This is a genomic window from Synechococcus sp. CCAP 1479/9 (genome assembly GCF_019038535.1).
Classification (GTDB): domain Bacteria; phylum Cyanobacteriota; class Cyanobacteriia; order PCC-6307; family Cyanobiaceae; genus Cyanobium.
In genome coordinates, this window is sequence record NZ_JAFKRK010000031.1 from 42,983 (window position 1) to 66,702 (window position 23,720).

The window sequence follows — 23,720 nt, forward strand, 5'->3', positions numbered from 1 at the left end:
ACAACTCCGGCCACGGCCGGATCTCCGAGCGGACGGTGCCCGTGGGTGAAGGCTGGCAACTGCTGACGATCCGCGGCATCCCCCTGCGCATCCACCCGAGCTGGTTCGTCATCCTGCTGCTCGCCACCCTCGCCTTCCAGCAGCAGTACGCCCTCAGCCTGGGCAGCCAGCTCGCCCCGGCGGCGCTCTGGGCCGTGGCCCTGGTCACGGCCCTGGCCCTGTTCGTCTCCGTGTTGCTGCATGAGCTGGGCCATTCGCTGGTGGCCCTGCGCCAGGGGGTCAAGGTGAAGAGCATCACCCTCTTCCTGCTGGGCGGCGTGGCCAGCGTGGAGCGGGAATGCTCCACCGCCCGCGGCGCCCTGATGGTGGCGGCGGCGGGACCGGCGGTGAGTCTGGTGCTCGGGTTCGGCCTGCTGGCCTCCACCCATGCCGCCAGCCATGCGGCCCCGGTGCTGGGTCAGATGGTGGAACGGCTCGGTGCCCTCAACCTGATCCTGGGCCTGTTCAACCTGCTGCCCGGCCTGCCCCTGGATGGGGGACTGATCGTCAAGGCCCTGGTCTGGCAGTTCTCCGGCAGCCAGCGGCGCGGTGTGGAGGTGGCCAATGCCTGCGGCCGCTTCCTGTCCCTGTTCGCCGTCGGCATGGGGACGGTGCTGCTGCTGCGGGGGGGCGGCATCGCCGGCGCCTGGCTGATCCTGCTCGGCTGGTTCGGCCTCGGGGCGGCCCGCAACCAGAAGCAGATGCTGGTCGTCCAGCAGGCCCTCAAGGATCTCAAGGTCCGCGATGTGGCCCAGCGCCGCTTCCGGGTGCTGGAGGCCGACACCACCCTGCGGGAGCTGAGCCGGATGCGCCTCGGCACGGCGCCGCCGATCGCCGAAGCCGGCGAAGGCACTGCCCCCCCCGCCGATCAGGCGGCCAACGGCCCGGCGGAGTGGCTGCTGGTCTGCGACCGGGGTCGCTGGCAGGGCGTCATCAATGACGGGCCCCTGCAATCCCTGCCGGTCCAGTGCTGGGACCGGGAGCGGGTGGGCGACCACCTCCAACCCCTCTCCAGCCTGCCCGCGATCCCCGAATCCGCCCCGCTCTGGCAGGCCGCCCTCCAGCTGGACGACGGCAACCACCAGCGGCTGCTGGTGCTCAGTCCGGCGGGGCTGCCCTGCGGCACCGTCGAGCGCCCCGAACTGGGGGACGCGGTGCTCAAGAAACTGGGACTGCGGCTCCCCGCCAATCTGCTCACCGTCGCCCGCCGGGAGAACGGCTACCCCCTCGGCATGGCCCTCGGTCAGGTGGCCCGCGGCATGGTCAGCTCCGGGGACGTCTCGCCGCTGACGGACTCGGTGAGCCGCTAGCGGCCTCGCTCAGCCGATAACGGGCCAGCAGCGACGCGATCGAGCCCAGCTCCTCCCCACCCAGGGGGGCCAGGGGCGGCAGGGGAGACGCCCGCTGCTCCATGCCGGGATCGTGGCCGGCAGGCCACGGCAGCCAGCGCGCCGCCGAACGGAGCAGGTGCTCCTCCAGGGCGACCCCCGCCAGCGGCAGGGGATCGAGCTCGGGGGGATCGCCGCCGAAGACCTCCCGCCAGAGGGCCGGGCAGGGGTCCAGCTGGATCGAACCGTGCTGCAGAAGGTGGCCGCCGCGCCAGAGCTGGGCGCTGCCCACCCGCTTGGCACCGTTGCCATGGACCAGGTCGGCGACGGTGCTGGTGGCGAAGCAGCTGCTGCGCTGCAGGCTGGCCGCCTGGCGGCCGCCGTGCAGGGGCAGGTCCATGGCGGCGAAGGCCTCCACCAGCCAGGTGAGGGCACGGCCATAGACCTCGGATCGGGTTCCCTGCGGCCGGGGCCACACCAGGGCGTAGGTGAGGTCGGCGCCATGGAGCACGGCCCGGCCGCCGCTGGGGCGGCGCACCAGGTCGATCCGCCCCTGGCGCCGCAGGTCCCACCAGTGGGGCTCCAGACGCTGCTGGTGCCAGCCCAGCGAAAGGGTGGGCCTCGACCAGCGGTAAAGCCGGAAGGCCGGCGCAGGGCCGTCCAGCAGCCAGGCGTCGATGGCCATCTGCCAGTCCCCTTCCAGGCACGTGGAGCCGATCCAGCGCATCGGCGCCTCCGGCGGCAGGGGTGGGGCAGGCGGCGCTGTCATGCTGGATTCCCGGTCAGCCGCAGGACCCGACCCTGATCTGAGTCTGCTGCCCCTGCTGCCCCTGGGAGTGGTGGCCGGCCTGGATGCTGCGCGCCATCACCGTGGTGCTGGCGGTGGACAGCGGCCGCCGCGCCCTGGGTCCCTGGTTCGAGGCTCAGGGGATCACACTCCAGAAGCCGGGATCGAGCTCATAGCCGAGCACGGCGGCCATCTGGCCGAGGTTGGCGCGGCATTCGATCCCCCCGGTGGCGGCCCAGTGGTCGAGCAGGAACAGGCGCTGGGTGATCCAGAGCTCCAGGCTCTCGGGCGCGAAGCGGATCCCCTCGGTGGGGCTGAAGCCATGGGGAAGCAGCATGGCCACATGGCGGGTGAGCTGGCCGCCGCTGCGCTCGAGCACCAGGGGCAGCCAGGGATGGAGCGCATCGGCCCGCAGGCTCCACAGCCGCAGTTCCGGGATCTCAGAAAGCTCGCGAGGGTCCTCCGCCTCCCGGGGCCAGTCGAAGTCGAGGGTCAGTCCGCTGGCTTCGGTCAGCAGGGCGGCCGGCGCCAGCGACGCCAGGCCCGCCAGGGGGGAGAGGTCGAGGCCGCGCACCTGGGCGGCGGACACCTTCAGGGGCTCGGGGCAGGGTTGGGACGCCATCAAGAGCTGTGACAGGGCAGGGCCGGAGGCTGGACCGTAGCCCGCGATGGCCGAAGAATGGGTCGGTCAAACTCCATTCACCGTCAAGGATATGGTCACTCCGATCAATCAGGCCGAAGTGCTGATCGCCCTCATCGTGGCGGCCCATGCCGGGGTGCTGGCTGTCCGTCTCTGCTTCAGCCTCTACAAAGCCTGAAGCTGCAGCGCCGCTCCCTTGGCAAGGCCCTGGCAGGCTGCTACAAGCGGAGGGCTCGCAGCCTTCCCTCAGGTGCGCCAGACCCAGCCCCAGCCTTCCCGGCGTCAGCCCCCCGCTGCACGAAGCTCCACGGGCCGTCCACGGCGTTCCCGGTCCCTGCAGGTGGCCGGGGATGGCCCGGTCGGCCCGTTTTCACTGCACCCGATTCCCAGCCTCCAGGGCCCGCCGGCGGCCGTCTCCGGCATCGAACCCGTCCGTGCCGGCGGCGAAGCCGGTGGATACAGCCGGGAAAGCCAGCTGCTTTCCCTGTCTGCCGAGCGGCAGGAGCTGGTCTGCAGCCTGATCGGTCTGGCCGTCAAGCTGGGGCTGGTCGCCCTCACCGGCGTCAGCCTGTTCCGCCTCGCCGGCGCCTACCAGCAGCGCATGGAGAGCCAGGGTGAGATCGCCGCCGTCCTGGAGCTGGAGAACGCCAAGCTGGTCAAGGCCAGGGAACGCTTCGACGCCCTGTTCATGGTGGAGGGGGAGCAGCGCCTGATCCGGGAGCAGAGCCAGTGGATCGCCCCGAATCGCCTGCGGGTGATCTGGCAGTCCAACCGTCCGTTTCCAACTGTTGAATCCGCCGCGTCCGGATCCGGAAACCAGGGCGCCCGTCCGTAGGTTGGGGCCCCCTTCGCCCCCGGACCATCCCCGCCATGGTGACCTCCTCCGGTGACACCGCCTTCACCCCCGCCCGCAGCAGCGTTCCCGGAACGGCCCTGATCACCGGCGCCTCCTCCGGTGTCGGTCTGTTCGCCGCCAAGGCCTTGGTGGATCGGGGCTGGCATGTGGTGATGGCCTGCCGGGACACCGACAAGGCCCGGCGGGCCCAGGCGGCCCTGGGCATCCCCGATACCGCGGTGACCCATCTGAAGGTGGATCTGGCGGATCTCGACAGCGTGCGCGCCCTGGTCGACGCCTTCCATGCCACCGGCCGCCCCCTCGATGCCCTCGTCTGCAACGCGGCGGTCTACCTGCCGCGGCTGAAGCATCCGGAGCGCTCGCCCCAGGGCTACGAGATCTCGATGGCCACCAACCACTTCGGCCATTTCCTGCTGATCCACCTGCTGCTCGACGACCTCAAGCGCTCCAGCCATCCCTCGCGACGCCTCGTCATCCTGGGCACCGTCACCGCCAACTCCAAGGAGCTGGGGGGCAAGATCCCCATCCCGGCGCCCGCCGATCTCGGCGACCTGTCGGGCTTCGCCGCCGGCTTCAAGGCCCCGATCGCCATGGCCAGCGGCAAGAGCTTCAAGCCGGGCAAGGCCTACAAGGACAGCAAGCTCTGCAACATGATCACCACCCAGGAGCTGCACCGCCGGCTGCACGGCAGCACCGGCATCGTGTTCACCTCCCTCTATCCGGGCTGCGTGGCCGACACCCCCCTGTTCCGCCACACCCCGCGGGCCTTCCAGACGATCTTCCCCTGGTTCCAGAAGAACATCACCGGCGGCTATGTGAGCCAGGCCCTGGCGGGCGAGCGGGTGGCCCAGGTGGTGGCCGACCCGGACTTCGCCACCTCCGGTGTTCACTGGAGCTGGGGAAACCGGCAGACGAAGGGGGGCAAGCAGTTCAGCCAGGAGCTGTCGGAGAAGGCGAGCAACCCCGTCACCGCCCAGCGGATGTGGGACCTCTCCCTGCAGCTTGTGGGGCTGGCCTGAGGCAAGCGCCGGGCCGGCGCCATTGCGTCGGAATCTGCCGATTCGGGCACGGGGCCGCAAGAAGCCGCTAGGAGTCATCCAGTACCACCCTCTGGAGTCCATGGCCCGCACGCTGCGCTGGGGATTGGGACTGCTGCTGGTCGTCAGCCTGTCCATCGGTGCCTTCGTGCTCCTGCCCTTCCGCTCCTGGCTGCCGGGCGGAACGGTGGCCGATGTGCCCCTGAGTCAGGTGGTGAACGGTGCGGCCTTCAACCGACTGTTTCCCGAGCCCCAGGACGGGGACCAGCTGGTGTTCACCCAGGAGAAGCGGGGCTTCAGCGAGGCCCGGCTCAAGCATGGCAGCGAGGTGAAGGCCCTGCTCGCCATCTCCGATGTCACCACCGCTCCGGAGGCCCGCAGCAAGTTTGAAGCCAGCCAGAGCCGCCTCCAGGGCTGGCCGCTGGTGGAGCAGGGTGCCCAGGCCAGCGCCCTGCTGGTGGCCGACCGCTTCCAGGTCAAGGTGATCGGCCAGGGGGATGGACTGGATCCGGAGCAGCGTCAGGACCTGCTCGGGCGGTTCAACCTCAAGGGTCTGGCGGCTCTGCAGGGGGCCGCATGAGCTCCGTTCTCGAGCGGCTCGAGCGTCTGCCCCGCCGCAACCTCACGGTGCTGGCCATCAAGGGCCTCAGCACCCTGGTGCCCGGCGGCTGGCAGAACATCACCCGGGCCGACGCGCTGATCGCCGACGTGCTGGGCAGCAGCGATCCGGAGCTGATCCGCCAGGTGCGGGCCCGGGCCGACGTGCTGAGCCAGGCGCGCCACGAAGGCTATGGCCGTGCCCTGAGCCTGTATGACGCCGTCAACCGCTCCCAGAAAGCCGCCGGTGGCCTCAGGCTGCTGGCCAACATCGGCGGCGCCCTGCCGCTGGTGAAACGGGTCGCCGATCTCACCCCCACGAGCGACTCCCTTCAGGCGGCGGATCTGAGCCTGAAGGTGGCCGCCGAAATGCTGGCCTTCACCCAGGTGAATGGCCTGCCCGGTGACAGCTTCGGCGACTTCGCCGCCGCCCTGGGCGACTACGCCGGCGAGGCCCGGGTGAGGATGGCCGCCCTGATCTGCTTCGATGCCCTGCTGCCCCTGGGCGACCAGGCCCTGCAGCGGCTGGATGGCCTGCTGGGAGGCCTCGACAAGCGGGATCTGCACCAGCTGCCCGCCTACGCCGGCATGGCCCGACTGCTGCCGGGTCGGGGTGATGGGGCCCATCTGACCTTCCTGCGCCGGGGCATCGCGCCGTGGCTGGGCTGGGCCGAAGGCTTCAGCAGCCAACTGGGTCTCACCGGCCAGAAGGCGGTTCAGGCCCTGGAGGGAACCCTGGGCCCCTGGCAGGGGAGCTTCAAGCAGATGGCCACCTTCCTCGACGCCTTCACGGACACCTACCAGCACACGGGCGTTCAGGCCGTGGCGCGCCGGCTCGTGGAGCGGGCCGCCGCGGAGATCTGAGGGTGGCTGATGTCGGGCAGTGCCTGACTCCCACGCCCCCTGGATGACCCCCACGCCCCCAGATCGACCTAGATCGACAGCATCTTGATGCCCAGCGCGATCAGCACCGCACCGGCGAGCATCTCCACCTTGCTGCCCAGCGCCCCGGAGAGCCGGCGGGCCAGAAACAGGCCGAGGTAGGTGGAAACGAAGGCACCCGCACCGATGGCGGTGGAGTAGAGCCCGATCGGCTTGTTCAGGATGCCGAGGGAGACGCCAACCCCCAGAGAATCGATGCTGGTGATGGCCGAAACGAACAGGATGCGGAGGGGTCCATGAACCCTGAGCTCCTCCTCCGGCCCCTTGCCATCACGGTGCTCCAGGTAGGCCGACCAGCACATGTGGCCGCCCACCGCCACCAGCAGCGCGAAGGCCACCCAGTGGTCGTAGTCCATGATCAGCTTGCGGGCGATGCGGCCCAGCAGAAAGCCGATAGCCGTGGCCAGGCCTTCCGAGAGGCCCGAGCTGAGGGCGAAGAACAGGGCCCTTCGCCAGGAGAAATGGCGGAATCCCAGGGCGATGGCCGCCGAGAAGGAGTCCACACTCAGCACCGCCGTGAACAGCAGCAGCTCCAGGATCATGCGGCTGGCCCGTCAGTTCTGACCCTAGGCCCCAATCCGAAAGGGGCCCCAGGCGCCGTAGCGCCGACCTCAATCAAAGCCGAGCAGGTCGAAGATCTCCCGATCCTTGAGCGATTCGGCCTCCAGGGGTTCGACGTCGGTGAGCATCTTGCGGGCCAGGCTCAGGTACTCCTCCTGCACGGCTTCCACTTCAGGCGTGCTTTCCATCTCGAAGATGGTGCACTTCTTGAGCCGTGACTTGCGGATGGCGTCAACGGTCTTGAAGTGGGCCATGGTGCGCAGGCCGGTGCGCTCGTTGAACTTGTCGATCTCGTCGGTCTGCTCGGACCGGTTGGCAATCACCCCACCCAGTCGCACCTTGTAGTTCTTGGCCTTGGCATTGATCGCCTGCATGATCCGATTCATGGCGAAGATTGAATCGAAATCGTTGGCGGTGACGATCAGGCAGTAGTGGGCGTGCTGGAGGGGGGCCGCGAAGCCGCCGCAGACCACGTCACCGAGCACATCGAAGATCACCACGTCGGTGTCCTCAAGCAGGTGGTGCTCCTTGAGCAGCTTGACCGTCTGGCCGGTCACGTAGCCACCGCAGCCGGTGCCGGCCGGGGGGCCCCCCGATTCCACGCACATCACGCCGTTGTAGCCCTCGAAGACGAAGTCCTCGGGCCGCAGTTCCTCGGTGTGGAAATCGACGGTCTCGAGGATATCGATCACCGTCGGCACCATCTTCTTGGTGAGGGTGAAGGTGGAGTCGTGCTTCGGGTCACAACCGATCTGCAGCACCCGCTTGCCCAGCTTGGAGAAGGCGGCGGAGAGATTCGACGAGGTGGTGGATTTGCCGATGCCGCCCTTGCCGTAGACGGCGATCACCAGGGCCCCCTCCTCAATGTTCATCGACGCGTCCTGATGCACCTGCAGGCTGCCCTCGCCATCTTCGCGGGGGTTGGTGCTCGGGGGAGACGTGAGTGTGGTTGTCATAGGAAAAACAAGGGGAAGCCGGAGAACCGGCGGATCACGCGTCAGGAAACAGCCTGCTCAGAACAGATCCCGGCTGTCAGGGGATCACGCAAACCGAAACATCGCCAGAGAGGCCCTCAACGGCTGAAGTGGGCCTTGGCGTCGTAGAGGGCTTCGGCATCGATCCTCTCCAGGCCCCGTTCGCGGGCGAAGGCTTCGGTGTTCTTGCGCACCTTGCCCCGCACGAAGAAGGGAATCTTGGCGAGTTCGGCTTCACCGTCGGCGGTCCAGAGACTTTCGAGGGCCTCCCGGACGGCGGCACCGGCGGTGGTGGTGCCGGGTGCCGGCCCTGTGGTGGCTGTGGTGGCCGGGGCTGGCGTCGGGACCGTGGCCGTGGCCGTGGAGCCCTCCTGGTCGGCGCCCGACGCCGCCGCCGGTGCGCCGTCGCCGAGGTGGCTGCGGTGGCCGTCGACAAACTCGAAGTCGTGGCGGAACATCCCGATCAGGTGCTCCTCCAGGCCCATCATCAGCGGGTGCACCCAGGAGTCGAAGATCACGTTGGCCCCCTCCCATCCCATCTGGGGGGAGTAGCGGGCCGGCACGTCCTGGACATGCAAGGGGGCGCTGATCACGGCACAGGGCAGCCCCAGCCTCTTGGCGCTGTGGCGCTCCATCTGGGTACCGAGCACCAGCTCCGCCGCCGCTTCGGCCATGGCTTTCTCCACCACCAGGTAGTCGTCGGTGATCAGGGCCTCCAGGCCCAGCTCGGCGGCGGCGGCCCGCACCTCCCGGGCCTGCTCCCGGCTGTAGCTGCCCAGGCCCACCACCTGGAAGCCCAGCTCCTTGGAGGCGATCCGGGCGGCGGCGATGGCGTGGGTGGCGTCAGCGAAGATGAACACCCGCTTGCCGGTGAGGTACGTGGAATCCACCGACTTGGAGTACCAGGGCAGCCGGGAGCGGCGCTCGGCCTCGCTCGGCTGACCCTCCACCTCCTGCAGCGCGGCCGGCAGCGCCAGATCAAGCACGCTGTGCAGTTCCCGCAGGAAGGCGGCGGTGGCGCCGATGCCGATCGGCACGGTGCGCACCACCGGGGTGCCGAAGCTGCGCTCCAGCCAGCTGCACACCGGGCCTGCCACCTCCGGGTAGAGGCAGACGTTGGCATCGGCCGTGGGGATGCGCTCCAGGTCGGCGGGCCGGGCGCCCAGGGGCGCCACCACCGCCACATCGATGCCGTGCTCCGCCAGCAGCCGGGTGATCTCCAGCACGTCGTCGCGGCAGCGGAAGCCCAGCAGGCTGGGGCCCAGCAGGTTGACCCGGGGCCGGCGGCCTTCGTCCCGCCAGCGGGACGGGGAGGGCTTGGGGGTGCCCGGAGCCGGCAGCTGGGGCTTGAGCAGGGTGCGCACCAGCTGGTAGAAGGTCTCGGCCGCGCCCCAGTTCTCCTTCTTGGAGTAGGCGGGCAGCTCCAGGTTCACCATCGGCACCCCCAGGTTCATGCCGGCGGCCAGGGCGCCGGGCTGGTCCTGGATCAGCTCGGCGGTGCAGCTCTCGCCCACCAGCAGCGCTTCGGGCTGGAAGCGCTCAACGGCCTGGCGGATCGAGCGCTGGACCAGTTCGGCGGTGTCACCGCCCAGATCCCTGGCCTGGAAGGTGGTGTAGGTGACGGGGGGCCGCAGGCCCCGCCGCTCGATCATCGTGAACAGCAGGTCGGCGTAGGTGTCGCCCTGGGGGGCATGCAGCACGTAGTGCACCCCCTCCATGGAGGTGGCGATGCGCATGGCGCCCACGTGGGGGGGGCCTTCGTAGGTCCAGAGGGTCAGTTCCATGGGGGTCTCAGGAGAGCTGCAGCACGGCCCGGCGCCGCAGGGGACGGGCAAACAGTTCGGCCAGTTCACCGGCCTGGTCGCAGCCGTGGATCGGGCTGAACACCAGCTCGATCGACCACTTGGTGGCGATGCCCTCGGCCTCGAGGGGATTGGCCAGCCCCAGGCCGCAGAGCACCAGGTCGGGGCGGGCGGCCCGCACCCGCTCCAGCTGCAGGTCCACGTCCTGGCCCTCGCTGAGCTGGGTGGCGGGGGGGAGCAGGGCCAGGTCGGCGGCCATCAGCTGGCGGTCGAGGTAGGGGGTGCCCACCTCCACCAGCTCCATGCCGCATTCGCGGGACAGGAACCGGGCCAGGGGGATCTCCATCTGGGAGTCCGGCAGCAGGAACAGCCGCTTGCCGGCCAGCACCTGGCGGTGGGGCTCCAGGGCACGACGCCCCCGCTCCACCAGGGGGTCGAGCACCGCGTTGAAGCGCTCGGCGGGCACGCCGAAGGCGTTGGCGGCGGCGGCCATCCAGTCGCGGCTGCCCTCCACGCCGAAGGGATAGGGGGCGCTCAGCAGGGTGGCGCCCCGGTGCTGAAGGGCCCGGGCGGTGGCACTCAGGAAGGGCTGGGCGAGCAGCACCCGCGTCCCCTTGCCCACGGGGGGCAGTTCGGTGGAGCGCCGCGGCGGCAGGCTGCGGACCGAGGTGATGCCCAGCCGCTCGAAGATCAGCCGGAAACGATCCTCCACCGCATCGGCCAGGGTGCCCACGATCAGCAGCTGCTCCTCATCGGAGCTGGGCAGCAGGGGCAGCATGGCCAGCAGGGCGTTGTCCTCCCCCTGGGTGAAGGTGGTCTCGATGCCGCTGCCGGAGTAGTTCAGCACCCGCACCCGTCCGAGGAGCTGGGTGTTGAGGCGTTCGGCCGCCTTGGCCAGGTCGAGCTTGATCACCTCGCTGGGGCAGGAGCCGACCAGAAACAGGGTGCGGATCTCGGGCCGGCGCTCCAGCAGATCCTTCACCAGCCGGTCCAGTTCCTCGTTGGCATCCGCCAGACCCGCCAGGTCCCGTTCGCCCAGGATCGCCGTACCGAAGCGGGGTTCGGCGAAGATCATCACGCCGGCCGCCGACTGGATCAGGTGGGCGCAGGTACGGGAGCCCACCACCAGGAAGAAGGCGTCGGGCATGCGGCGGTGCAGCCAGACGATGGAGGTGAGGCCGCAGAACACTTCCCGCTGGCCGCTCTCCTTGAGGATGTCGTTGGGGTGGGTCCCGGGGATGTCGCCGGTGGGAGGCTGAACCGGTGGAGCGGATACACCCATGGAGGGGATCGCCAGGTATGGAGCCTCCATGGGTTAGCGGGGACGGTGGGGTCCGCGCCCGACTGCGTTACATCTTTTCGGGATCGTGTGCGGATTCCCGCGCTCACAGGCGACGACGGAATCCCTCACCGAACCCGATGCTGCGCTCCTCCCGCTCGCCATCGGCGCTGCGGCTCAGTTTCCACACGTTGCGCCCCAGGCGGCGGGCCGTGAGTCCGCCCCGCTCCACCAGCGCGGCCCCCGGGCGGGCCCCCATCAGCTGGGTCACCTCGGCGGTGCTGAGGGGAGCGCCGGTGCGGATGGCCAGGTCGGTGATCTCGAGCCGCTGGCGCAGGGCCGCCAGGTCGACCGGGTGATCCGCCTCGGCGGCATCCTTCCAGTCGGCGAAGCCGTCCCCGATACCGCCGCCCATGCGCCGCATCAGGCCGAGGCCGATGAAGGCGAGGGCCTGCTCCGGCCGCACCCCCTCATCGAGCGCCCGGGTGATCCATTCGGACACCGTGTCCTGGTCGAGGGGATGGCGCAGGGGCTGGGTCTCGCTGGCCACCCCGGAGGCGGAGGAGCTGCCTGCAGTGGCGCCAGGAGTGGCAGGGGCGGTGGTGGTGGTGGCGGTGCGCCGGGTGGCCATGGTCGCGCCTGGAAAGGTTGAACTGGAAGGTATCGGTTGCCTTCGGAGTCGCAAGGGTCCGCTCGTACTGAATCACGATGGAAAGAAGGCATCCATTCGTGTCTCCCTCCGTGCGCGGCGCGGCGTCTGCTTCCGTCCCCATGGACCGCTCACCCCATCGGCCCTGCGACAGGGCTCCCACCCATCGGGTCGACACGGCGACGCCCGTGGAGGATCCCGTCGAGATCGCTCCTGGCGTGTGGTGGGTGGGGGTGCGGCTGGCCCACGACCACTTCCAGTGCCACACCTATTTCATCGCTAACGGTTCGGACGGTGTTCTGATCGATCCGGGTTCGCCGCTCACCATCGAGGGAACCCTGGCCAAGCTGCGCGCCATCACCGATCTCGACGCGATCCGCTGGCTCGTCTGTCACCATTCCGACCCCGACATCTGCGCGGCCCTGCCCCGGCTCGGCGAGGTGCTGAAGCGCCCTGACGTGCAGGTGGTCACCGAGTGGCGCGCCAACGCCCTGATCCGCCATTACGGCCATGGATTCTCCACCTATCTGGTGGAGCAGCACGGCTGGTGCCTGCCCCTGGCGGGGGATCGGCGGCTGGAGTTCCAGCTGACGCCGTACCTCCACTTCCCGGGGGCGATGGTGTCCCATGACAGCGCCACCGGCACCCTGTTCTCCTCCGACCTGTTCGGCGGCTTCGTCCCCGACAGCAGCGTGCTCGAGTCGGACGATGCCACCTACATCATCGAGAACGCCCGGCCCTTCCACCAGCACTACATGCCCAGCCGGGAGCTGCTCAGTGCCGGCCTGGCCCGCATCCGCTCCCGCTGGCCGCGCATCGAGCGGATCGCCCCCCAGCACGGCCACATCGTCCCCGCCGCCATCGTCGACGCGGTGTTCAGCGCCCTGGGTGCGATGGAATGCGGGGTCTACTGCCTCGCCGACGCCGACCTCGACCTCAAGCGCCTGCTGTGCATCGCCGAGGCCCGGCGGCGACTCCAGGAGGCCCTGATCCACCAGGGCACGCCCCTGGGGATGGTCCGCGCCATCGGCACCATCCTCGACGCCACCGGCCAGGCCGGCAGCTGCGAACTGGCTGTGCGGATGCCCGGTGACGGCTGGACCACCTGGTCCGCGGAGGCGGACCACCCCGAGCGACGGCAGCCGACCCCCGGCTGGCACCACATCTGCCTGATCGGCGAGCCCGCCATGGTGCTGGCCATCGGCGGTCGCGGCGCGGCCCCACCGTTCGACCCCGACATGGAACGGATGGTCCGGGAGTTCGCCGAGTCGATGCGCCCCTGGGTGGAGCATCTCCTGGAGGATCAGCGCCATGCCCATGAGATGGCCGTCCTCAACACCGCCGCCCTCTGCGATCCGCTCACGGGCCTGGCCAACCGGCGCGCCCTGGACGCGGCGGCGCTGCCTGCCAGCTACGCCCTGATCGAGCTGGATCTGGACCATTTCAAGCTCGTCAACGACGGTTTCGGCCACGACGCCGGCGACCGGGTGCTGCGGCAGGTGGCGCGGGTCCTGAGGGAGTCGGTGCGGGAGCAGGACCAGACCTTCCGCCTCGGCGGCGAGGAGTTTCTGGTGCTGCTGCCGGAGGCCGACCGGGCCACGGCCCTGCGGGTGGCCGAGCGGATCCGGCTCTCGATGCACCGGCTCGATCTCCAGGGCGAAGCCCCCGGCGGGCTCCTCACGGTCAGCCTGGGGGTGAGCACGACGGCGGCCGAGCCGGCGGCCGATTTTCCCCGGATGATGGAGCTGGCCGACCGGGCGCTCTATGCCGCCAAGGCCGCCGGCCGCGACCGCGTCTGGGTCGCCGACGGTCTCTCCCTGAGCAGTCGCTAGTCCGGAACCAGCCGCCGGCACCCCGCCCGGGAGTACCCTCCCCTTCTGGACTGCCCCTGGCGGCGGCCAGGGATCCCGGCGCTTCAACCACCCCGGGGATCGCAATGACCGTTTGTTCCGGGGGTTGGCGCCTCGCGCCGTGATGGATTCGCAGAGTGCCCGTTCCTTCCTTCGCGACGACCGGTCGGACGCCCGCAGGAAGGCGGCGAGTCTGCGGATCACGGGCACCGATGTGAGCGGCGAGGCCTCCGGGGCCAGCTGCGTGATCACCACCGACAGCGAAGGCCGGCGGCTGGCGCGCCAGTCGAGCCACGTGCAGTCGATCGAGCTGCGCACCTACGTCTTCCTGGACTCCCTCCAGCCCCAGCTGGCGTCGTACATGGGCACGGTGTCCCATGGCTTCCTGCCGATTCCCGGCGATGCCTGCCTCTGGCTGGAGGTCTCCCCGGGGATGGCGGTGCACCGGGTCACCGACATCGCCCTCAAGGCCAGCACCGTGCGGCTCGGCCAGATGGTGGTGGAGCGGGCCTTCGGCTCCCTGGCCCTCTACCACCGGGACCAGAGCAACGTGCTCCACTCCGGCGACGTGGTCCTGGAGGCCATCGGCAGCCGGGTGGAGCTGCGCAGCCGCTGCGAGGTCACCTGGACCGAGATCATCCGGGCGATCACCCCCGACCACGCCGTGCTGATCAACCGTCAGAACCGCCGCGGCTCGATGATCCAGGCCGGGATGAGCATGTTCATCCTCGAGACCGAACCGGCGGGCTACGTGCTGATCGCGGCCAACGAAGCCGAGAAGAGCTCCAACATCACCGTGGTGGACGTCAAGGCGGTGGGTGCCTTCGGCCGCCTCACCCTGGCGGGCAAGGAGGGCGACGTGGAGGAGGCCGCCGCCGCCGCCATGCGGGCCGTGGCCCAGATCAACGCCGGATCCCGCAGCTGAGCGCCAGCGGGCCGGCACCCGGCCGGCTCAGTCCAGCCCCAGCAGCCGCTTGAGTCCCGGGGCCATCGCCCGGGCGGCCTTGCCGCGGCTGCCGAGCCGGCTCTTGAGGTGCTCGCCCATCGCGGCATAGCTGCAGCCCGCCTCCCGCACATGGAAGATCGGGTCGTAGCCCCCGCCATGGCCGGAGGGCTCCCGCAGAATCAGGCCCCGGCACACCCCCTCCGACTCCAGCACCACCGCACCGCTGGGGTCGGCCAGGGCCATGGCGCTGACGAAGCTGCCGCCGCGGTAGAGGGAATCACCCAGTTCCTGCAGCAGCCGGTGGATCTTCTCGTGATCCGTGGGGGCGTAGCGCGCCGAAAACAGGCCGGGGCGGCCATCGAGGGCATCCACCTCCAGGCCGGAATCGTCAGCCAGCGACCAGCAGCCCGTGAGCGAGGCCACCGTGGAGGCCTTGAGGCGCGCATTCTCCGCGTAGGTGAGGCCCGTCTCCTCGATCTCCAGATCCCTGGGCTGCTGGCGCACCTCCAGACCCACCTCCGGACCGCCCCCTTCGAGCATGGCCGTGATCTCGGCGACCTTGTGGGGGTTGCCGCTGGCGATCACCAGGACCTGGGGGGAAGGGGGGAGGGACAAGCCGGGCCCACGGGGGGCCCCATTGTGGTGCAGAGGGGTGCTGGCTGGGCGGTGAAAGGGTGGGGCAGGACGGGTTGAACATTCCACCCCCGGAAAACTCCAGGGTTCCTGCCCCGGGCGGACGATAGGGAATTCGCTCGCGATCGGACGGACGGGCGGAGCAACATTGCGCGACCGGTGACGGTTGGCGGCCGAATTCGCCCTTAGGTTGCCTCCACCCTTTGGGCGCCGGAGGGCGATGCAGTCGAGCCTGGTCCTACAGAACCTTCTCTCCGCGCCGGTTCTCTTCTTCTTTCTGGGGATCCTGGGGGTGCTGGTGGGCTCCGACCTGGAGATCCCCTCGCCGCTGCCGAAACTCTTTTCCCTCTATCTGCTGCTGGCGATCGGCTTCAAGGGGGGCATGGAGCTGGCCCACAGCGGTCTGGGTCCCCAGGTGCTGCTGACGGTCGGGGCGGCGGTGGCGATGTCGCTGCTGGTGCCGCTGACCAGCTTCCTGTTCCTGCGGCTGCGCCTCGACGGCTACAACGCCGCCGCCATCGCCGCCTCCTACGGCTCGATCAGCGCCGTCACCTTCATCACCGCCGAGAGCTTCCTTAACGTCGTCGAGGTCAACTTCGACGGCTTCATGGTGGCGGCCCTGGCCCTGATGGAATCGCCGGCGATCGTGGTGGGGGTGATCCTGGCCAGGCTCTCGGCCCCCGCCGAGGATGCGGAAATGGCCGGAGAGCAGCAGAACGGCAGCGGCAGTCTGCGCTGGCGGGAGATTCTCCAGGAGGCCTTTCTGAACGGCTCGGTGTACCTGCTGATCGGCAGCCTGGTGATCGGTTATGTGGTGGCGGCCTTCAGTCCGGCGGGTCTGGCGAAGATGGATCCCTTCACCGAGAAACTCTTCTACGGAGCCCTTTGTTTCTTCCTGCTCGACATGGGCATCGTGGCGGCCCAGCGGCTGCGGGACCTGAAGCAGGCGGGGGCCTTCCTGATCGGTTTCTCCCTGCTGGCCCCTCCCCTGCACGCCCTGCTGGGGCTGCTGGTGAGCGTTCTGCTGGGGCTGGGGCAGGGCAACACCCTGCTGTTCATGGTGCTCTGCGCCAGCGCCTCCTACATCGCCGTGCCGGCGGCGATGCGCATGACCGTCCCGCAGGCGAACCCCAGCCTCTACATCTCCACCGCCCTGGGACTCACCTTCCCCTTCAATGTGGTGATCGGGATTCCCCTCTACATGGCGTTGACCCGCCATTTCATTCCGGTCGGCTGAACCCGGCCCCCGCCGACCTTTGCCGAACCGTCGCCCCCTCCCCATGAAGCGCATCGATCTCTTTCTCAGCGAACGGGAACTGAACCGTGTCTGCCGCACCATCACCATGGCCGGGGCCAAGGGCTATTCGGTGATGAAGCACGTGACGGGCATGGGCCCCTCGGGTGAGATCTCCGAAGGGATGGACTTCAGCGGGCTGGGGGCCAACGCCCACGTGATCGTGTTCGTGGAGGACGAGCTGCTCGGGGCCGTGGGCGCCGCCCTGCGGCCCCTGCTGAAGCGGTACGGGGGGGTCGGGTTCGTCTCCAGCGCCGAGCCGCTCTGAGCCTCCGGGAGGGGCCTGGGCCCAGCAGGGGCGGTGCGCGGCGGGGCAGCGATCAACCAAGGCTTGCTTTTTGTGTTGCACTGATCAGCTGCCCTTATCAGCCGATCCGGAAACCTTGATGGCCGCCAGGCTCCCAATCGCTTGACGGAGGGTTTGACGGAGGAGCAAGGTTGCACACGAACATTCCACCCCCCTCCTCCAGGAGCAGGTAATGGCAAACGAAACCATGGGCATCGCCCTCGGCATGATCGAGACACGCGGTCTGGTGCCCGCCATCGAAGCGGCTGACGCCATGACCAAAGCCGCCGAGGTGCGCCTCATCGGTCGCGAATTCGTCGGAGGCGGCTACGTGACCGTCCTGGTGCGGGGTGAAACCGGTGCCGTCAACGCCGCCGTCCGTGCCGGCGCCGATGCCTGCGAGCGCGTGGGTGACGGCCTGGTGGCCGCCCACATCATCGCCCGTCCCCACCGCGAAGTGGAGCCGGCGCTGAACAGCAGCTTCGGCCTGGGATCGAAGGACTGAGCGGTCAGCTGACCCTCTGATTTTCATCTGAACCCATCCGAACAATCCCATGAGCAAGAAGTACGACGCCGGGGTCAAGGAGTACCGCGACACTTACTGGACTCCCGACTACGTCCCCCTCGACACCGACCTGCTGGCCTGCTTCAAGTGCACCGGCCAGGAAGGTGTGCCCAAGGAAGAGGTGGCTGCCGCCGTGGCCGCCGAGTCCTCCACCGGCACCTGGTCCACCGTGTGGTCCGAGCTCCTCACCGATCTCGACTTCTACAAGGGCCGCTGCTACCGCATTGAAGATGTCCCTGGTGACAAGGAGTCGTTCTATGCCTTCATCGCCTACCCCCTCGATTTGTTCGAGGAAGGCTCGGTGACCAACGTGCTCACCTCCCTGGTGGGCAACGTGTTCGGCTTCAAGGCCCTGCGTCACCTGCGTCTGGAAGACATCCGCTTCCCGATGGCCTTCATCAAGACCTGCCCCGGCCCGCCGAACGGCATCCACGTCGAACGCGACCGGATGAACAAGTACGGCCGTCCCCTGCTGGGTTGCACCATCAAGCCGAAGCTCGGCCTGTCGGGCAAGAACTACGGCCGGGTGGTCTACGAATGCCTCCGCGGCGGCCTCGACTTCACCAAGGACGACGAGAACATCAACTCCCAGCCCTTCCAGCGCTGGCAGAACCGTTTCGAGTTCGTGGCCGAAGCCGTCCAGCTGGCCCAGGAAGAGACCGGCGAGAAGAAGGGGCACTACCTCAACTGCACCGCCGCCACTCCCGAGGAGATGTACGAGCGGGCCGAGTTCGCCAAGGAACTCGGGCAGCCGATCATCATGCACGACTACATCACCGGTGGCTTCACGGCCAACACCGGTCTGTCGAAGTGGTGCCGCAAGAACGGCATGCTGCTCCACATCCACCGCGCCATGCACGCGGTGATCGACCGCCATCCCAAGCACGGCATCCACTTCCGGGTGCTGGCCAAGTGCCTGCGCCTCTCCGGTGGCGACCAGCTGCACACCGGCACCGTGGTGGGCAAGCTCGAGGGTGACCGTCAGACCACCCTGGGCTTCATCGACCAGCTGCGCGAATCCTTCATCCCCGAAGACCGCACCCGCGGCAACTTCTTCGATCAGGACTGGGGTTCGATGCCCGGCGTCTTCGCTGTGGCCTCCGGCGGCATCCACGTGTGGCACATGCCCGCCCTGGTCGCCATCTTCGGTGACGACTCCGTGCTCCAGTTCGGTGGTGGCACCCACGGTCACCCCTGGGGTTCGGCCGCCGGCGCCGCCGCCAACCGGGTGGCCCTGGAAGCCTGCGTCAAGGCCCGCAACGCCGGCCGCGAGATCGAGAAGGAAGGCCGCGACATCCTCACGGAAGCCGCCAAGCACAGCCCCGAGCTGGCCATCGCCCTCGAGACCTGGAAGGAAATCAAGTTCGAGTTCGACACCGTCGACAAGCTCGACGTCGGCTGATCCGACACCACGGCCCCATGCCCTGCCACCGCTGACCAAGGGTGCTCCCACCCAAGGTCGGCGGGGCCGGGTTCCCCAACCCATTTCCCACAAGGATCCCCATGCCCTTCAAGAGCACCGTGGGTGACTATCAAACAGTCGCCACCCTGGAGACCTTCGGCTTCCTCCCGCCGATGACCCAGGACGAGATCTATGACCAGATCGCCTACATCATTGCCCAGGGCTGGAGCCCCCTGGTCGAGCACGTCCACCCCAGCCGCTCCATGGCCACCTACTGGTCGTTCTGGAAGCTGCCTTTCTTCGGTGAGAAGGATCTGGGCGTGATCGTGAACGAACTGGAGTCCTGCCACCGGGCCTATCCCGACCACCACGTGCGCCTCGTCGGTTACGACGCCTACACCCAGAGCCAGGGCGCCTGCTTCGTCGTGTTCGAAGGCCGCTGATCCAGCGACCACAGCGGATCCCGGCCGGCGGTCGGGATCCATCACTTTTGATCATCCATTTACGGGGCGGACATGGCCAGGACCACCAGTCGGGAAGCAGCTCTGGAGCGCCGCAAGGCCCTCACCAACGGCGGCAAGAAAGCCTCCGCCCAGTTCATGTCCTCCCCGGGCAGGGTGCGCACGGCCGTTGATGCCCAGCGCAGCCGCACCGAAGCGGTGAGTGCCGCCCCGGCTGCAGCGGCTCCGGCCCCGGCGCCCCAGCGCCCCGCCCCCACGGCGCGTCGCGGTGCTGCCTCCTCCCTGACCTCCTCCTCGGCTTCCGGCCATCGCAGCAACGCCAAGCCGTTGGCGAACCCCAGCCGGAACCTGGTGCTGGAGCGCCGTGAGGCCCTCTCCCGCCGCGGCAAGCGGGCCGACACCTCCAGCGACCGCACCCGCCAGGAGGTGATGCGCGCCACCAAGGCCAGCGCACCTGCCACCACTGTCACGGCCGCGAGCACCGACCGCCCCTGCGGCTGCAAGGACGCCAAGGCCGCCTCGGCCGCAAGCAGCAGCAGTTCCGCCGGCCTCGGGGCCTCCCTGGCCAACCGCCAATCGCGCAATGGTGAGCGCCGCAACGGCACCCCCAAGCGCACCGCCCAGCACAACCCCAGCCGGGCCATCGTCATGGCCCGCCGTGAAGCCCTCTCCAAACGGGGCAAGTCCGCCAGCGCCCCCACCAGCTCCGTCGCCGCCTCGGTGGCCCGCCAGTCCAACCCGGACATGAGCAGCCGCGAGCTGGCCCAGAAGGTGCGTGAGCTCAAGTGCAAGGTCGGCTCCGCCGGCAGCTCCCGCAGCGGCGGCTCCCGCCCCACCGGCCCCCGCCGCGGCCAGGCCAAGATTGAGGCCGCCGCCGATGCCCACTGGAAAGTCGGCGTGAGCGAGACGGTCCGGGGCCAGGTGGTCACGGGCACCCAGGCCAACCGCTCCCTCAAGACCACCGGCAACGAGGCCAGCACCTGCCGTCCCGTGACCGGCACCGAGTACCTGGGCGCCGAGATCTTCCGCACCTTCTGCCAGAGCGATCCCACCCCGCTGCAGCCCGCCAAGGTGCGGGTGAGCGCCACCACCCATGGCAACCGGGTGACGGGCAACGAAGTGGGCCGTTCCGAGAAAGTGACCGGCGACGAACCCGGCACCTGCAAGAACGTCACCGGCACCGAGTACATCTCCGCTAACCAGAGCGCCGCCTGGTGCGGTGGCACCAACCCCTCCCCCCGCAAGGTGGGCCTGACCCGCACCGCCGCGGGCCGGCCGGTCTCCGGCGTGATCGTGGAACGCTCCGAGCGGGTCACCGGCAACGAGCCCGGCGCCAATCGCCAGCTCACGGGCACCCAGTACGTGGGTGACCAGTCGGAGGTGCCCGGCCGCGCCCCGGCCAAGGTCAGCAGCCTGCACACCCTGCGGGGCACCGGCATCACCGGCACCCATGTGGGCCGCAGCGAGCACGTCACCGGCGACGAACCGGGCTCCTGCCGCCTGGTCACCGGCGATGAATACATCGGCACCCAGCAGTACGAACAGTTCTGTGGCACCAAACCGGCTCCGGAAGCCGCCAAGGTGGGCTTCAGCGTCACCAACAAGGCGATGGTGGTGAGCGGCACCCGCACCGGCCGCTCCGAGAAGGTCACCGGCGATGAGCCCGGCACCTGCAAGGCCGTCACCGGCACCCCCTACGCCGGCATGGAGCAGGCCGGCACCTGGTGCTCCTCCAACAAGGTGGCCGAGATCCGCCAGCGCACCCCCGTTCGGATGGGCACCGTGATGACCGGCATTCAGCCCGGCATCGGTGGTGTCATGACCGGTGCCGAGCGCGGCGCCTGCGAGGACATCACCGGCACCCCCTACATCGGCGGTGACCAGCTCAACGAGGCCTGCGGAGCCGCCACCAGCCAGGACGCCGATTTCCCCCAGCCCCTGACCTCCCAGCCCTGGCAGCAGTTCAGCGTCCAGTCCCCGGCCCGGGCCGCCCAGAGCTCCCGCCAGCGCCCCGGTGGCGTCACCGGCAACAGCTACGAGCAGGGCAACCGCATTACCGGCCCCTTTGACATGGCCGCCGACAAGGTGACCGGCACCGAGCAGTTCCGCTTCGATCGTCCCGGCCAGGAGCGGGTCCGTCTGAGCCAGCCCAAGGCGCCCGTGACCGTGGATGAGGACGCCCGTCCCACCTCCCGCGTCACCGGCGAGGGCATCTCCGCCGGCCTCAACATCACCGGCGACGACTGGGATCGGGGCAAGCACGTCACCGGCACCGAAGGGGCCTCCGCCCGCCGCCGCAACCCCAGCCGCGTCGGCCCGATGTCGGCGATGCCCGGCTTCCAGAACAAGCGCAACGAGGCCCTGCCCGAGCCCACCAACAAGATCACCGGATCCAGCGGCAGCACCAGCGCCGGCTCCCTGATCACGGTCTCCGGCGGAGCCCGCGGCTGAACCCCTGATGCCCCGCCGCCCGGCCCCCACGATCCGTCCCCTCGCTCCGAGAGCCCCCCGGCGCCGTTCCGATGCCCCCTCCGGCGCCGATCTCTCCCGGCGCCTGGCGGCGGTGCGTCTCGGCCAGGGCGCAACCGGCAGCGCCCATCCGCTCACGAACCACGCGGCCAACGCCGCCCTCGAGAGCTACGACCGCGGCGTCAAGGACGCCTTCGACCGGATCGTGCCCGTGCTCAAGCGGCTCTCCGCGCTGCAGCACGAGGATGACTTCGTCGAGCGGGCCCAGGCCCTGGCCCAGGCGGAGCTGGGCTTCAGCCTGCCCCTGCCGATCCTGGAGAAGGCCTGGGTCAGCCAGCTCGACATGCGCAGCCTGTTCGCCTGGTGCGTCTTCGAGACCTACGAACAGACCAGCGACGGCTTCTTCCGCGACGATCCGCTGCACGGCCAGCCCGGCAGCACCGCCGCCGAGGACTTCGACGCCTTCCTGCTTTCCTGCGGCTTCCACCTGCTGGATGTGACCCCCTGCGCCGATGGACGCCTGGCCCATGCCATCGCCTTCGCCCTGCGGCTGCCCTTCAGCTCCGTGCGGCGCCGTCCCCATGCCGGGGCCCTGTTCGATGTGGAGAACACGGTCAACCGCTGGGTCAAGACCGAGCACCGCCGCTACCGGGAGGGCCTTCCCAACCCCGCCCACGACGACACCCGCTACCTGAAGGTGGTGCTCTACCACTTCAGTTCCCTCGACCCGACCCACGAGGGCTGCGCCGCCCACGGCAGTGACGACGCGCTGGCGGCCAGCTGCGGACGCCAGCGGCTGATGGAGTTCCAGCAGGCCGTGGAGAACAGCTTCTGCTGCGGCGCCTCCGTCGACCTGCTGCTGCTGGGCATCGACACCGACACCGACGCCATCCGGGTGCACGTGCCGGGCATGGACGGCAGCACCCGCCTGGATCAGTGGCTCGATGCGGCCACCGTGTACGAGGCCACGCGCCACCTGCCTCCCGAGGAGGCCCGTCGCCGGATCGCCGAACTGGCGGAAGCCGCCGCGGCCAGCACGCCGGATCCCGGCATGGTGCGCCTGATCGCCCGGCTGCTCGAGCACAACATCTCCCAGATCGACTACGTGCGCCAGTACCACGACGGCCACTACGCCGATGCGGGCCATGCCGAGCGGTTCATCGGTGTGGGCATCGGCTTCAAGGAGATCCACCTGCGCAACCTCACCTACTTCGCCTACATGGACACGGTCGAGGAGGGCGCCCCCGACATGGACGTGGGGGTGAAGATCTTCAAGGGCCTCAATGTCTCCCGGGGCCTGCCGGTGCCCGTGGTGGTGCGCTTCGACTACAACGGCAAGGTGCCCGGCGCCCGGGAGCGGGCCGTGCGCCATGCCCAGCGGGTGCAGGAGGCGATCGAGAACCGTTATCCCGACCTCTTCGCCCAGGGCCTGCTCCATGCCCTGCTGACCGTGCGCGATCAGGAGCGCCACACGCCCGCCGAAGCGGTAGGTTCCACGATCAGCCTCACCACCGCAGGAGGGCACTGACCATGTTGATCTGCAAGGTGGTCAAACCCCTGGTCTCCACCAACCGCATCCCGGATTTCGAGCACAAGCACCTGCAGGTGGTGCAGGACGGCAGCACCCAGAAGGTGGCCGTCGACGCGGTGGGCTGCATCCCGGGCGACTGGGTGATCTGCGTCGGCAGCTCCGCCGCCCGGGAAGCGGCGGGCAGCAAGTCCTATCCCAGCGACCTCACGATCGTGGGGATCATCGACCACTGGGATCCCGATGCCGGCAAGGCCACCGCTCCACCGAGCGGCACCCCCAGCGGCGGACCGGCACCCCAGGGAGGAAAGGCCTGATGGAGATCATGCAGGTCACCGGCTCCCTGGTCTGCACCCAGCGGGTGCCAGGTCTTGAGCACTGGAACCTGCGGGTGCTGCGCACCCCCAAGGGCAAGCTCAGCGTCGCCGTCGATCCGGTCGGGGCCTCCCCCGGCAACTGGGTCTTCACCGCCAGCGGCTCAGCCGCCCGCTTCGCCTGCGGCAACCCCGAAACGCACACCGATCTCACCATCGGCGGCATCATCGACTTCTGGGAGCCGGACGGGTAGGCGCCCCTCCCATCGCCTCCACGCCAGTTCCTCCTCCCCCCGTCCGTCCCATGGCCAGCCGCACCCCCCGCTCCGGTCCCGACGCCACCCCCGCGCCGGCCCCGGCCCCCCCACCGGCGGCACCGTCGGCCGCTCCAGCAGCGGCAGCCGGGGCGGCGGCCGCTGGCGGCAGCACGCCGGCCCTGCCACCGGCGGCGGTGACCAAGCCAGCGGCCGTGGCCAAGCCG

At 69.4% G+C, this 23,720-nt stretch carries 25 protein-coding genes; 17 read left to right on the forward strand and 8 right to left on the reverse strand.

The features are described from left to right. The first annotated feature begins 41 nt into the window (after positions 1–41). On the forward strand, positions 42–1,349 hold the full coding sequence (locus KUG38_RS13225) for a site-2 protease family protein (RefSeq protein ID WP_216922464.1): 1,308 nt from the start codon (positions 42–44) through the stop codon (positions 1,347–1,349). Here KUG38_RS13225 and KUG38_RS13230 read toward each other — a convergent pair. Next, the gene (locus tag KUG38_RS13230) at positions 1,303–2,136 is read right to left on the reverse strand and encodes a lipoyl protein ligase domain-containing protein (RefSeq protein ID WP_216922421.1); all 834 of its coding nucleotides are present in this window, start codon (positions 2,134–2,136) and stop codon (positions 1,303–1,305) included. The two genes, KUG38_RS13225 and KUG38_RS13230, sit on opposite strands and share 47 nt — an antisense overlap. 154 nt (positions 2,137–2,290) lie before the next feature. Next, complete coding sequence (locus KUG38_RS13235) at positions 2,291–2,776, reverse strand: CRR6 family NdhI maturation factor (RefSeq protein ID WP_216922427.1); 486 nt, start codon at positions 2,774–2,776, stop codon at positions 2,291–2,293. Between the two features lie 91 nt (positions 2,777–2,867). Here KUG38_RS13235 and psaM point away from each other — a divergent pair, with 91 nt between their 5' ends. From psaM to KUG38_RS13260, 5 genes are all read left to right on the forward strand, one after another. Continuing rightward, the gene (gene psaM / locus KUG38_RS13240; protein WP_043325215.1) at positions 2,868–2,972 is read left to right on the forward strand and encodes a photosystem I reaction center subunit XII; all 105 of its coding nucleotides are present in this window, start codon (positions 2,868–2,870) and stop codon (positions 2,970–2,972) included. A 162-nt stretch (positions 2,973–3,134) separates the two neighbouring features. Next, a complete protein-coding gene (locus KUG38_RS13245) occupies positions 3,135–3,629 on the forward strand; it encodes a hypothetical protein (protein WP_216922428.1) in 495 nt (164 codons plus the stop codon). A gap of 35 nt (positions 3,630–3,664) precedes the next feature. Continuing rightward, entirely contained in the window at positions 3,665–4,669 is a 1,005-nt protein-coding gene (locus tag KUG38_RS13250; protein ID WP_216922429.1) for a protochlorophyllide reductase, read from the forward strand. Positions 4,670–4,769: 100 nt separating this feature from the next. Further along, positions 4,770–5,267 (forward strand): hypothetical protein, encoded by a 498-nt coding sequence (locus KUG38_RS13255; RefSeq protein ID WP_216922431.1) that lies wholly within the window; start codon positions 4,770–4,772, stop codon positions 5,265–5,267. Beyond that, positions 5,264–6,148, forward strand: coding sequence for a hypothetical protein (locus KUG38_RS13260; RefSeq protein ID WP_216922433.1), 885 nt, complete (start codon positions 5,264–5,266; stop codon positions 6,146–6,148). Before KUG38_RS13255 ends, KUG38_RS13260 begins: the two co-directional genes overlap by 4 nt. A gap of 68 nt (positions 6,149–6,216) precedes the next feature. On the opposite strand, the gene KUG38_RS13265 is transcribed toward KUG38_RS13260, so the two are convergent. From KUG38_RS13265 to KUG38_RS17165, 5 genes are all read right to left on the reverse strand, one after another. Next, on the reverse strand, positions 6,217–6,768 hold the full coding sequence (locus tag KUG38_RS13265; protein WP_216922435.1) for a manganese efflux pump MntP: 552 nt from the start codon (positions 6,766–6,768) through the stop codon (positions 6,217–6,219). Between the two features lie 69 nt (positions 6,769–6,837). After that, entirely contained in the window at positions 6,838–7,743 is a 906-nt protein-coding gene (bchL, locus tag KUG38_RS13270; protein WP_094586890.1) for a ferredoxin:protochlorophyllide reductase (ATP-dependent) iron-sulfur ATP-binding protein, read from the reverse strand. 116 nt (positions 7,744–7,859) lie between these two features. After that, positions 7,860–9,545: a ferredoxin:protochlorophyllide reductase (ATP-dependent) subunit B gene (locus tag KUG38_RS13275; RefSeq protein ID WP_216922437.1), complete on the reverse strand. Its 1,686-nt coding sequence runs from the start codon at positions 9,543–9,545 to the stop codon at positions 7,860–7,862. Between the two features lie 7 nt (positions 9,546–9,552). Further along, complete coding sequence (locus KUG38_RS13280) at positions 9,553–10,845, reverse strand: ferredoxin:protochlorophyllide reductase (ATP-dependent) subunit N (protein WP_286196020.1); 1,293 nt, start codon at positions 10,843–10,845, stop codon at positions 9,553–9,555. Between the two features lie 103 nt (positions 10,846–10,948). Next, positions 10,949–11,473, reverse strand: a complete 525-nt coding sequence (locus KUG38_RS17165; protein ID WP_216922439.1) for a DUF8679 domain-containing protein — start codon at positions 11,471–11,473, stop codon at positions 10,949–10,951. A gap of 140 nt (positions 11,474–11,613) precedes the next feature. Between KUG38_RS17165 and KUG38_RS13290 the strand changes: the two genes are divergently transcribed. Beyond that, entirely contained in the window at positions 11,614–13,323 is a 1,710-nt protein-coding gene (locus tag KUG38_RS13290) for an oxygen-binding di-iron domain-containing protein (RefSeq protein WP_216922441.1), read from the forward strand. A gap of 142 nt (positions 13,324–13,465) precedes the next feature. Then, a complete protein-coding gene (locus tag KUG38_RS13295; protein ID WP_094586897.1) occupies positions 13,466–14,266 on the forward strand; it encodes a BMC domain-containing protein in 801 nt (266 codons plus the stop codon). Between the two features lie 27 nt (positions 14,267–14,293). Here KUG38_RS13295 and KUG38_RS13300 read toward each other — a convergent pair whose 3' ends face one another. Beyond that, the gene (locus KUG38_RS13300; RefSeq protein WP_216922443.1) at positions 14,294–14,902 is read right to left on the reverse strand and encodes a non-canonical purine NTP pyrophosphatase; all 609 of its coding nucleotides are present in this window, start codon (positions 14,900–14,902) and stop codon (positions 14,294–14,296) included. A gap of 238 nt (positions 14,903–15,140) precedes the next feature. Here KUG38_RS13300 and KUG38_RS13305 point away from each other — a divergent pair, with 238 nt between their 5' ends. From KUG38_RS13305 to KUG38_RS13345, 9 genes are all read left to right on the forward strand, one after another. Next, on the forward strand, positions 15,141–16,157 hold the full coding sequence (locus KUG38_RS13305) for a sodium-dependent bicarbonate transport family permease (protein ID WP_216922445.1): 1,017 nt from the start codon (positions 15,141–15,143) through the stop codon (positions 16,155–16,157). A gap of 43 nt (positions 16,158–16,200) precedes the next feature. Beyond that, positions 16,201–16,482 carry a P-II family nitrogen regulator gene (locus KUG38_RS13310; RefSeq protein ID WP_216922447.1) on the forward strand — a complete coding sequence of 94 codons (282 nt, stop codon included), beginning with the start codon at positions 16,201–16,203 and terminating at the stop codon, positions 16,480–16,482. A gap of 211 nt (positions 16,483–16,693) precedes the next feature. After that, the gene (csoS1, locus tag KUG38_RS13315) at positions 16,694–17,005 is read left to right on the forward strand and encodes an alpha-carboxysome major shell protein CsoS1 (protein WP_015107695.1); all 312 of its coding nucleotides are present in this window, start codon (positions 16,694–16,696) and stop codon (positions 17,003–17,005) included. A 49-nt stretch (positions 17,006–17,054) separates the two neighbouring features. Then, positions 17,055–18,467 carry a form I ribulose bisphosphate carboxylase large subunit gene (locus KUG38_RS13320; RefSeq protein ID WP_015107694.1) on the forward strand — a complete coding sequence of 471 codons (1,413 nt, stop codon included), beginning with the start codon at positions 17,055–17,057 and terminating at the stop codon, positions 18,465–18,467. 101 nt (positions 18,468–18,568) lie between these two features. After that, complete coding sequence (locus KUG38_RS13325) at positions 18,569–18,910, forward strand: ribulose bisphosphate carboxylase small subunit (protein ID WP_094586905.1); 342 nt, start codon at positions 18,569–18,571, stop codon at positions 18,908–18,910. Between the two features lie 72 nt (positions 18,911–18,982). Next, positions 18,983–21,379 carry an alpha-carboxysome scaffolding protein CsoS2 gene (gene csoS2, locus KUG38_RS13330; RefSeq protein WP_216922449.1) on the forward strand — a complete coding sequence of 799 codons (2,397 nt, stop codon included), beginning with the start codon at positions 18,983–18,985 and terminating at the stop codon, positions 21,377–21,379. Positions 21,380–21,386: 7 nt separating this feature from the next. Then, positions 21,387–22,925 (forward strand): carboxysome shell carbonic anhydrase, encoded by a 1,539-nt coding sequence (locus tag KUG38_RS13335; protein ID WP_216922451.1) that lies wholly within the window; start codon positions 21,387–21,389, stop codon positions 22,923–22,925. Between the two features lie 2 nt (positions 22,926–22,927). After that, the gene (csoS4, locus tag KUG38_RS13340; protein ID WP_216922453.1) at positions 22,928–23,242 is read left to right on the forward strand and encodes an alpha-carboxysome shell vertex protein CsoS4; all 315 of its coding nucleotides are present in this window, start codon (positions 22,928–22,930) and stop codon (positions 23,240–23,242) included. Further along, positions 23,242–23,493, forward strand: coding sequence for a carboxysome peptide B (locus KUG38_RS13345; RefSeq protein ID WP_216922456.1), 252 nt, complete (start codon positions 23,242–23,244; stop codon positions 23,491–23,493). The genes csoS4 and KUG38_RS13345 overlap by 1 nt, the downstream gene beginning before the upstream one ends. Positions 23,494–23,720 lie beyond the last annotated feature (227 nt).

Excerpts from the sequence above, each read along its gene's own strand:
- KUG38_RS13295 (WP_094586897.1), top strand. The coding sequence starts at position 13,466 with ATGGATTCGCAGAGTGCCCGTTCCTTCCTTCGCGACGACCGGTCGGAC.
- KUG38_RS13325 (WP_094586905.1), top strand. The coding sequence starts at position 18,569 with ATGCCCTTCAAGAGCACCGTGGGTGACTATCAAACAGTCGCCACCCTG.
- KUG38_RS13290 (WP_216922441.1), top strand. The coding sequence starts at position 11,614 with ATGGACCGCTCACCCCATCGGCCCTGCGACAGGGCTCCCACCCATCGG.
- KUG38_RS13260 (WP_216922433.1), top strand. The coding sequence starts at position 5,264 with ATGAGCTCCGTTCTCGAGCGGCTCGAGCGTCTGCCCCGCCGCAACCTC.
- csoS1 (WP_015107695.1), top strand. The coding sequence starts at position 16,694 with ATGGCAAACGAAACCATGGGCATCGCCCTCGGCATGATCGAGACACGC.
- KUG38_RS13265 (WP_216922435.1), bottom strand. The coding sequence starts at position 6,768 with ATGATCCTGGAGCTGCTGCTGTTCACGGCGGTGCTGAGTGTGGACTCC.
- KUG38_RS13310 (WP_216922447.1), top strand. The coding sequence starts at position 16,201 with ATGAAGCGCATCGATCTCTTTCTCAGCGAACGGGAACTGAACCGTGTC.
- KUG38_RS13255 (WP_216922431.1), top strand. The coding sequence starts at position 4,770 with ATGGCCCGCACGCTGCGCTGGGGATTGGGACTGCTGCTGGTCGTCAGC.
- psaM (WP_043325215.1), top strand. The coding sequence starts at position 2,868 with ATGGTCACTCCGATCAATCAGGCCGAAGTGCTGATCGCCCTCATCGTG.
- KUG38_RS13275 (WP_216922437.1), bottom strand. The coding sequence starts at position 9,545 with ATGGAACTGACCCTCTGGACCTACGAAGGCCCCCCCCACGTGGGCGCC.
- KUG38_RS13345 (WP_216922456.1), top strand. The coding sequence starts at position 23,242 with ATGGAGATCATGCAGGTCACCGGCTCCCTGGTCTGCACCCAGCGGGTG.
- csoS4 (WP_216922453.1), top strand. The coding sequence starts at position 22,928 with ATGTTGATCTGCAAGGTGGTCAAACCCCTGGTCTCCACCAACCGCATC.
- bchL (WP_094586890.1), bottom strand. The coding sequence starts at position 7,743 with ATGACAACCACACTCACGTCTCCCCCGAGCACCAACCCCCGCGAAGAT.
- KUG38_RS17165 (WP_216922439.1), bottom strand. The coding sequence starts at position 11,473 with ATGGCCACCCGGCGCACCGCCACCACCACCACCGCCCCTGCCACTCCT.
- KUG38_RS13280 (WP_286196020.1), bottom strand. The coding sequence starts at position 10,845 with ATGGGTGTATCCGCTCCACCGGTTCAGCCTCCCACCGGCGACATCCCC.
- KUG38_RS13305 (WP_216922445.1), top strand. The coding sequence starts at position 15,141 with ATGCAGTCGAGCCTGGTCCTACAGAACCTTCTCTCCGCGCCGGTTCTC.
- KUG38_RS13235 (WP_216922427.1), bottom strand. The coding sequence starts at position 2,776 with ATGGCGTCCCAACCCTGCCCCGAGCCCCTGAAGGTGTCCGCCGCCCAG.
- KUG38_RS13250 (WP_216922429.1), top strand. The coding sequence starts at position 3,665 with ATGGTGACCTCCTCCGGTGACACCGCCTTCACCCCCGCCCGCAGCAGC.
- KUG38_RS13320 (WP_015107694.1), top strand. The coding sequence starts at position 17,055 with ATGAGCAAGAAGTACGACGCCGGGGTCAAGGAGTACCGCGACACTTAC.
- csoS2 (WP_216922449.1), top strand. The coding sequence starts at position 18,983 with ATGGCCAGGACCACCAGTCGGGAAGCAGCTCTGGAGCGCCGCAAGGCC.
- KUG38_RS13335 (WP_216922451.1), top strand. The coding sequence starts at position 21,387 with ATGCCCCGCCGCCCGGCCCCCACGATCCGTCCCCTCGCTCCGAGAGCC.
- KUG38_RS13230 (WP_216922421.1), bottom strand. The coding sequence starts at position 2,136 with ATGACAGCGCCGCCTGCCCCACCCCTGCCGCCGGAGGCGCCGATGCGC.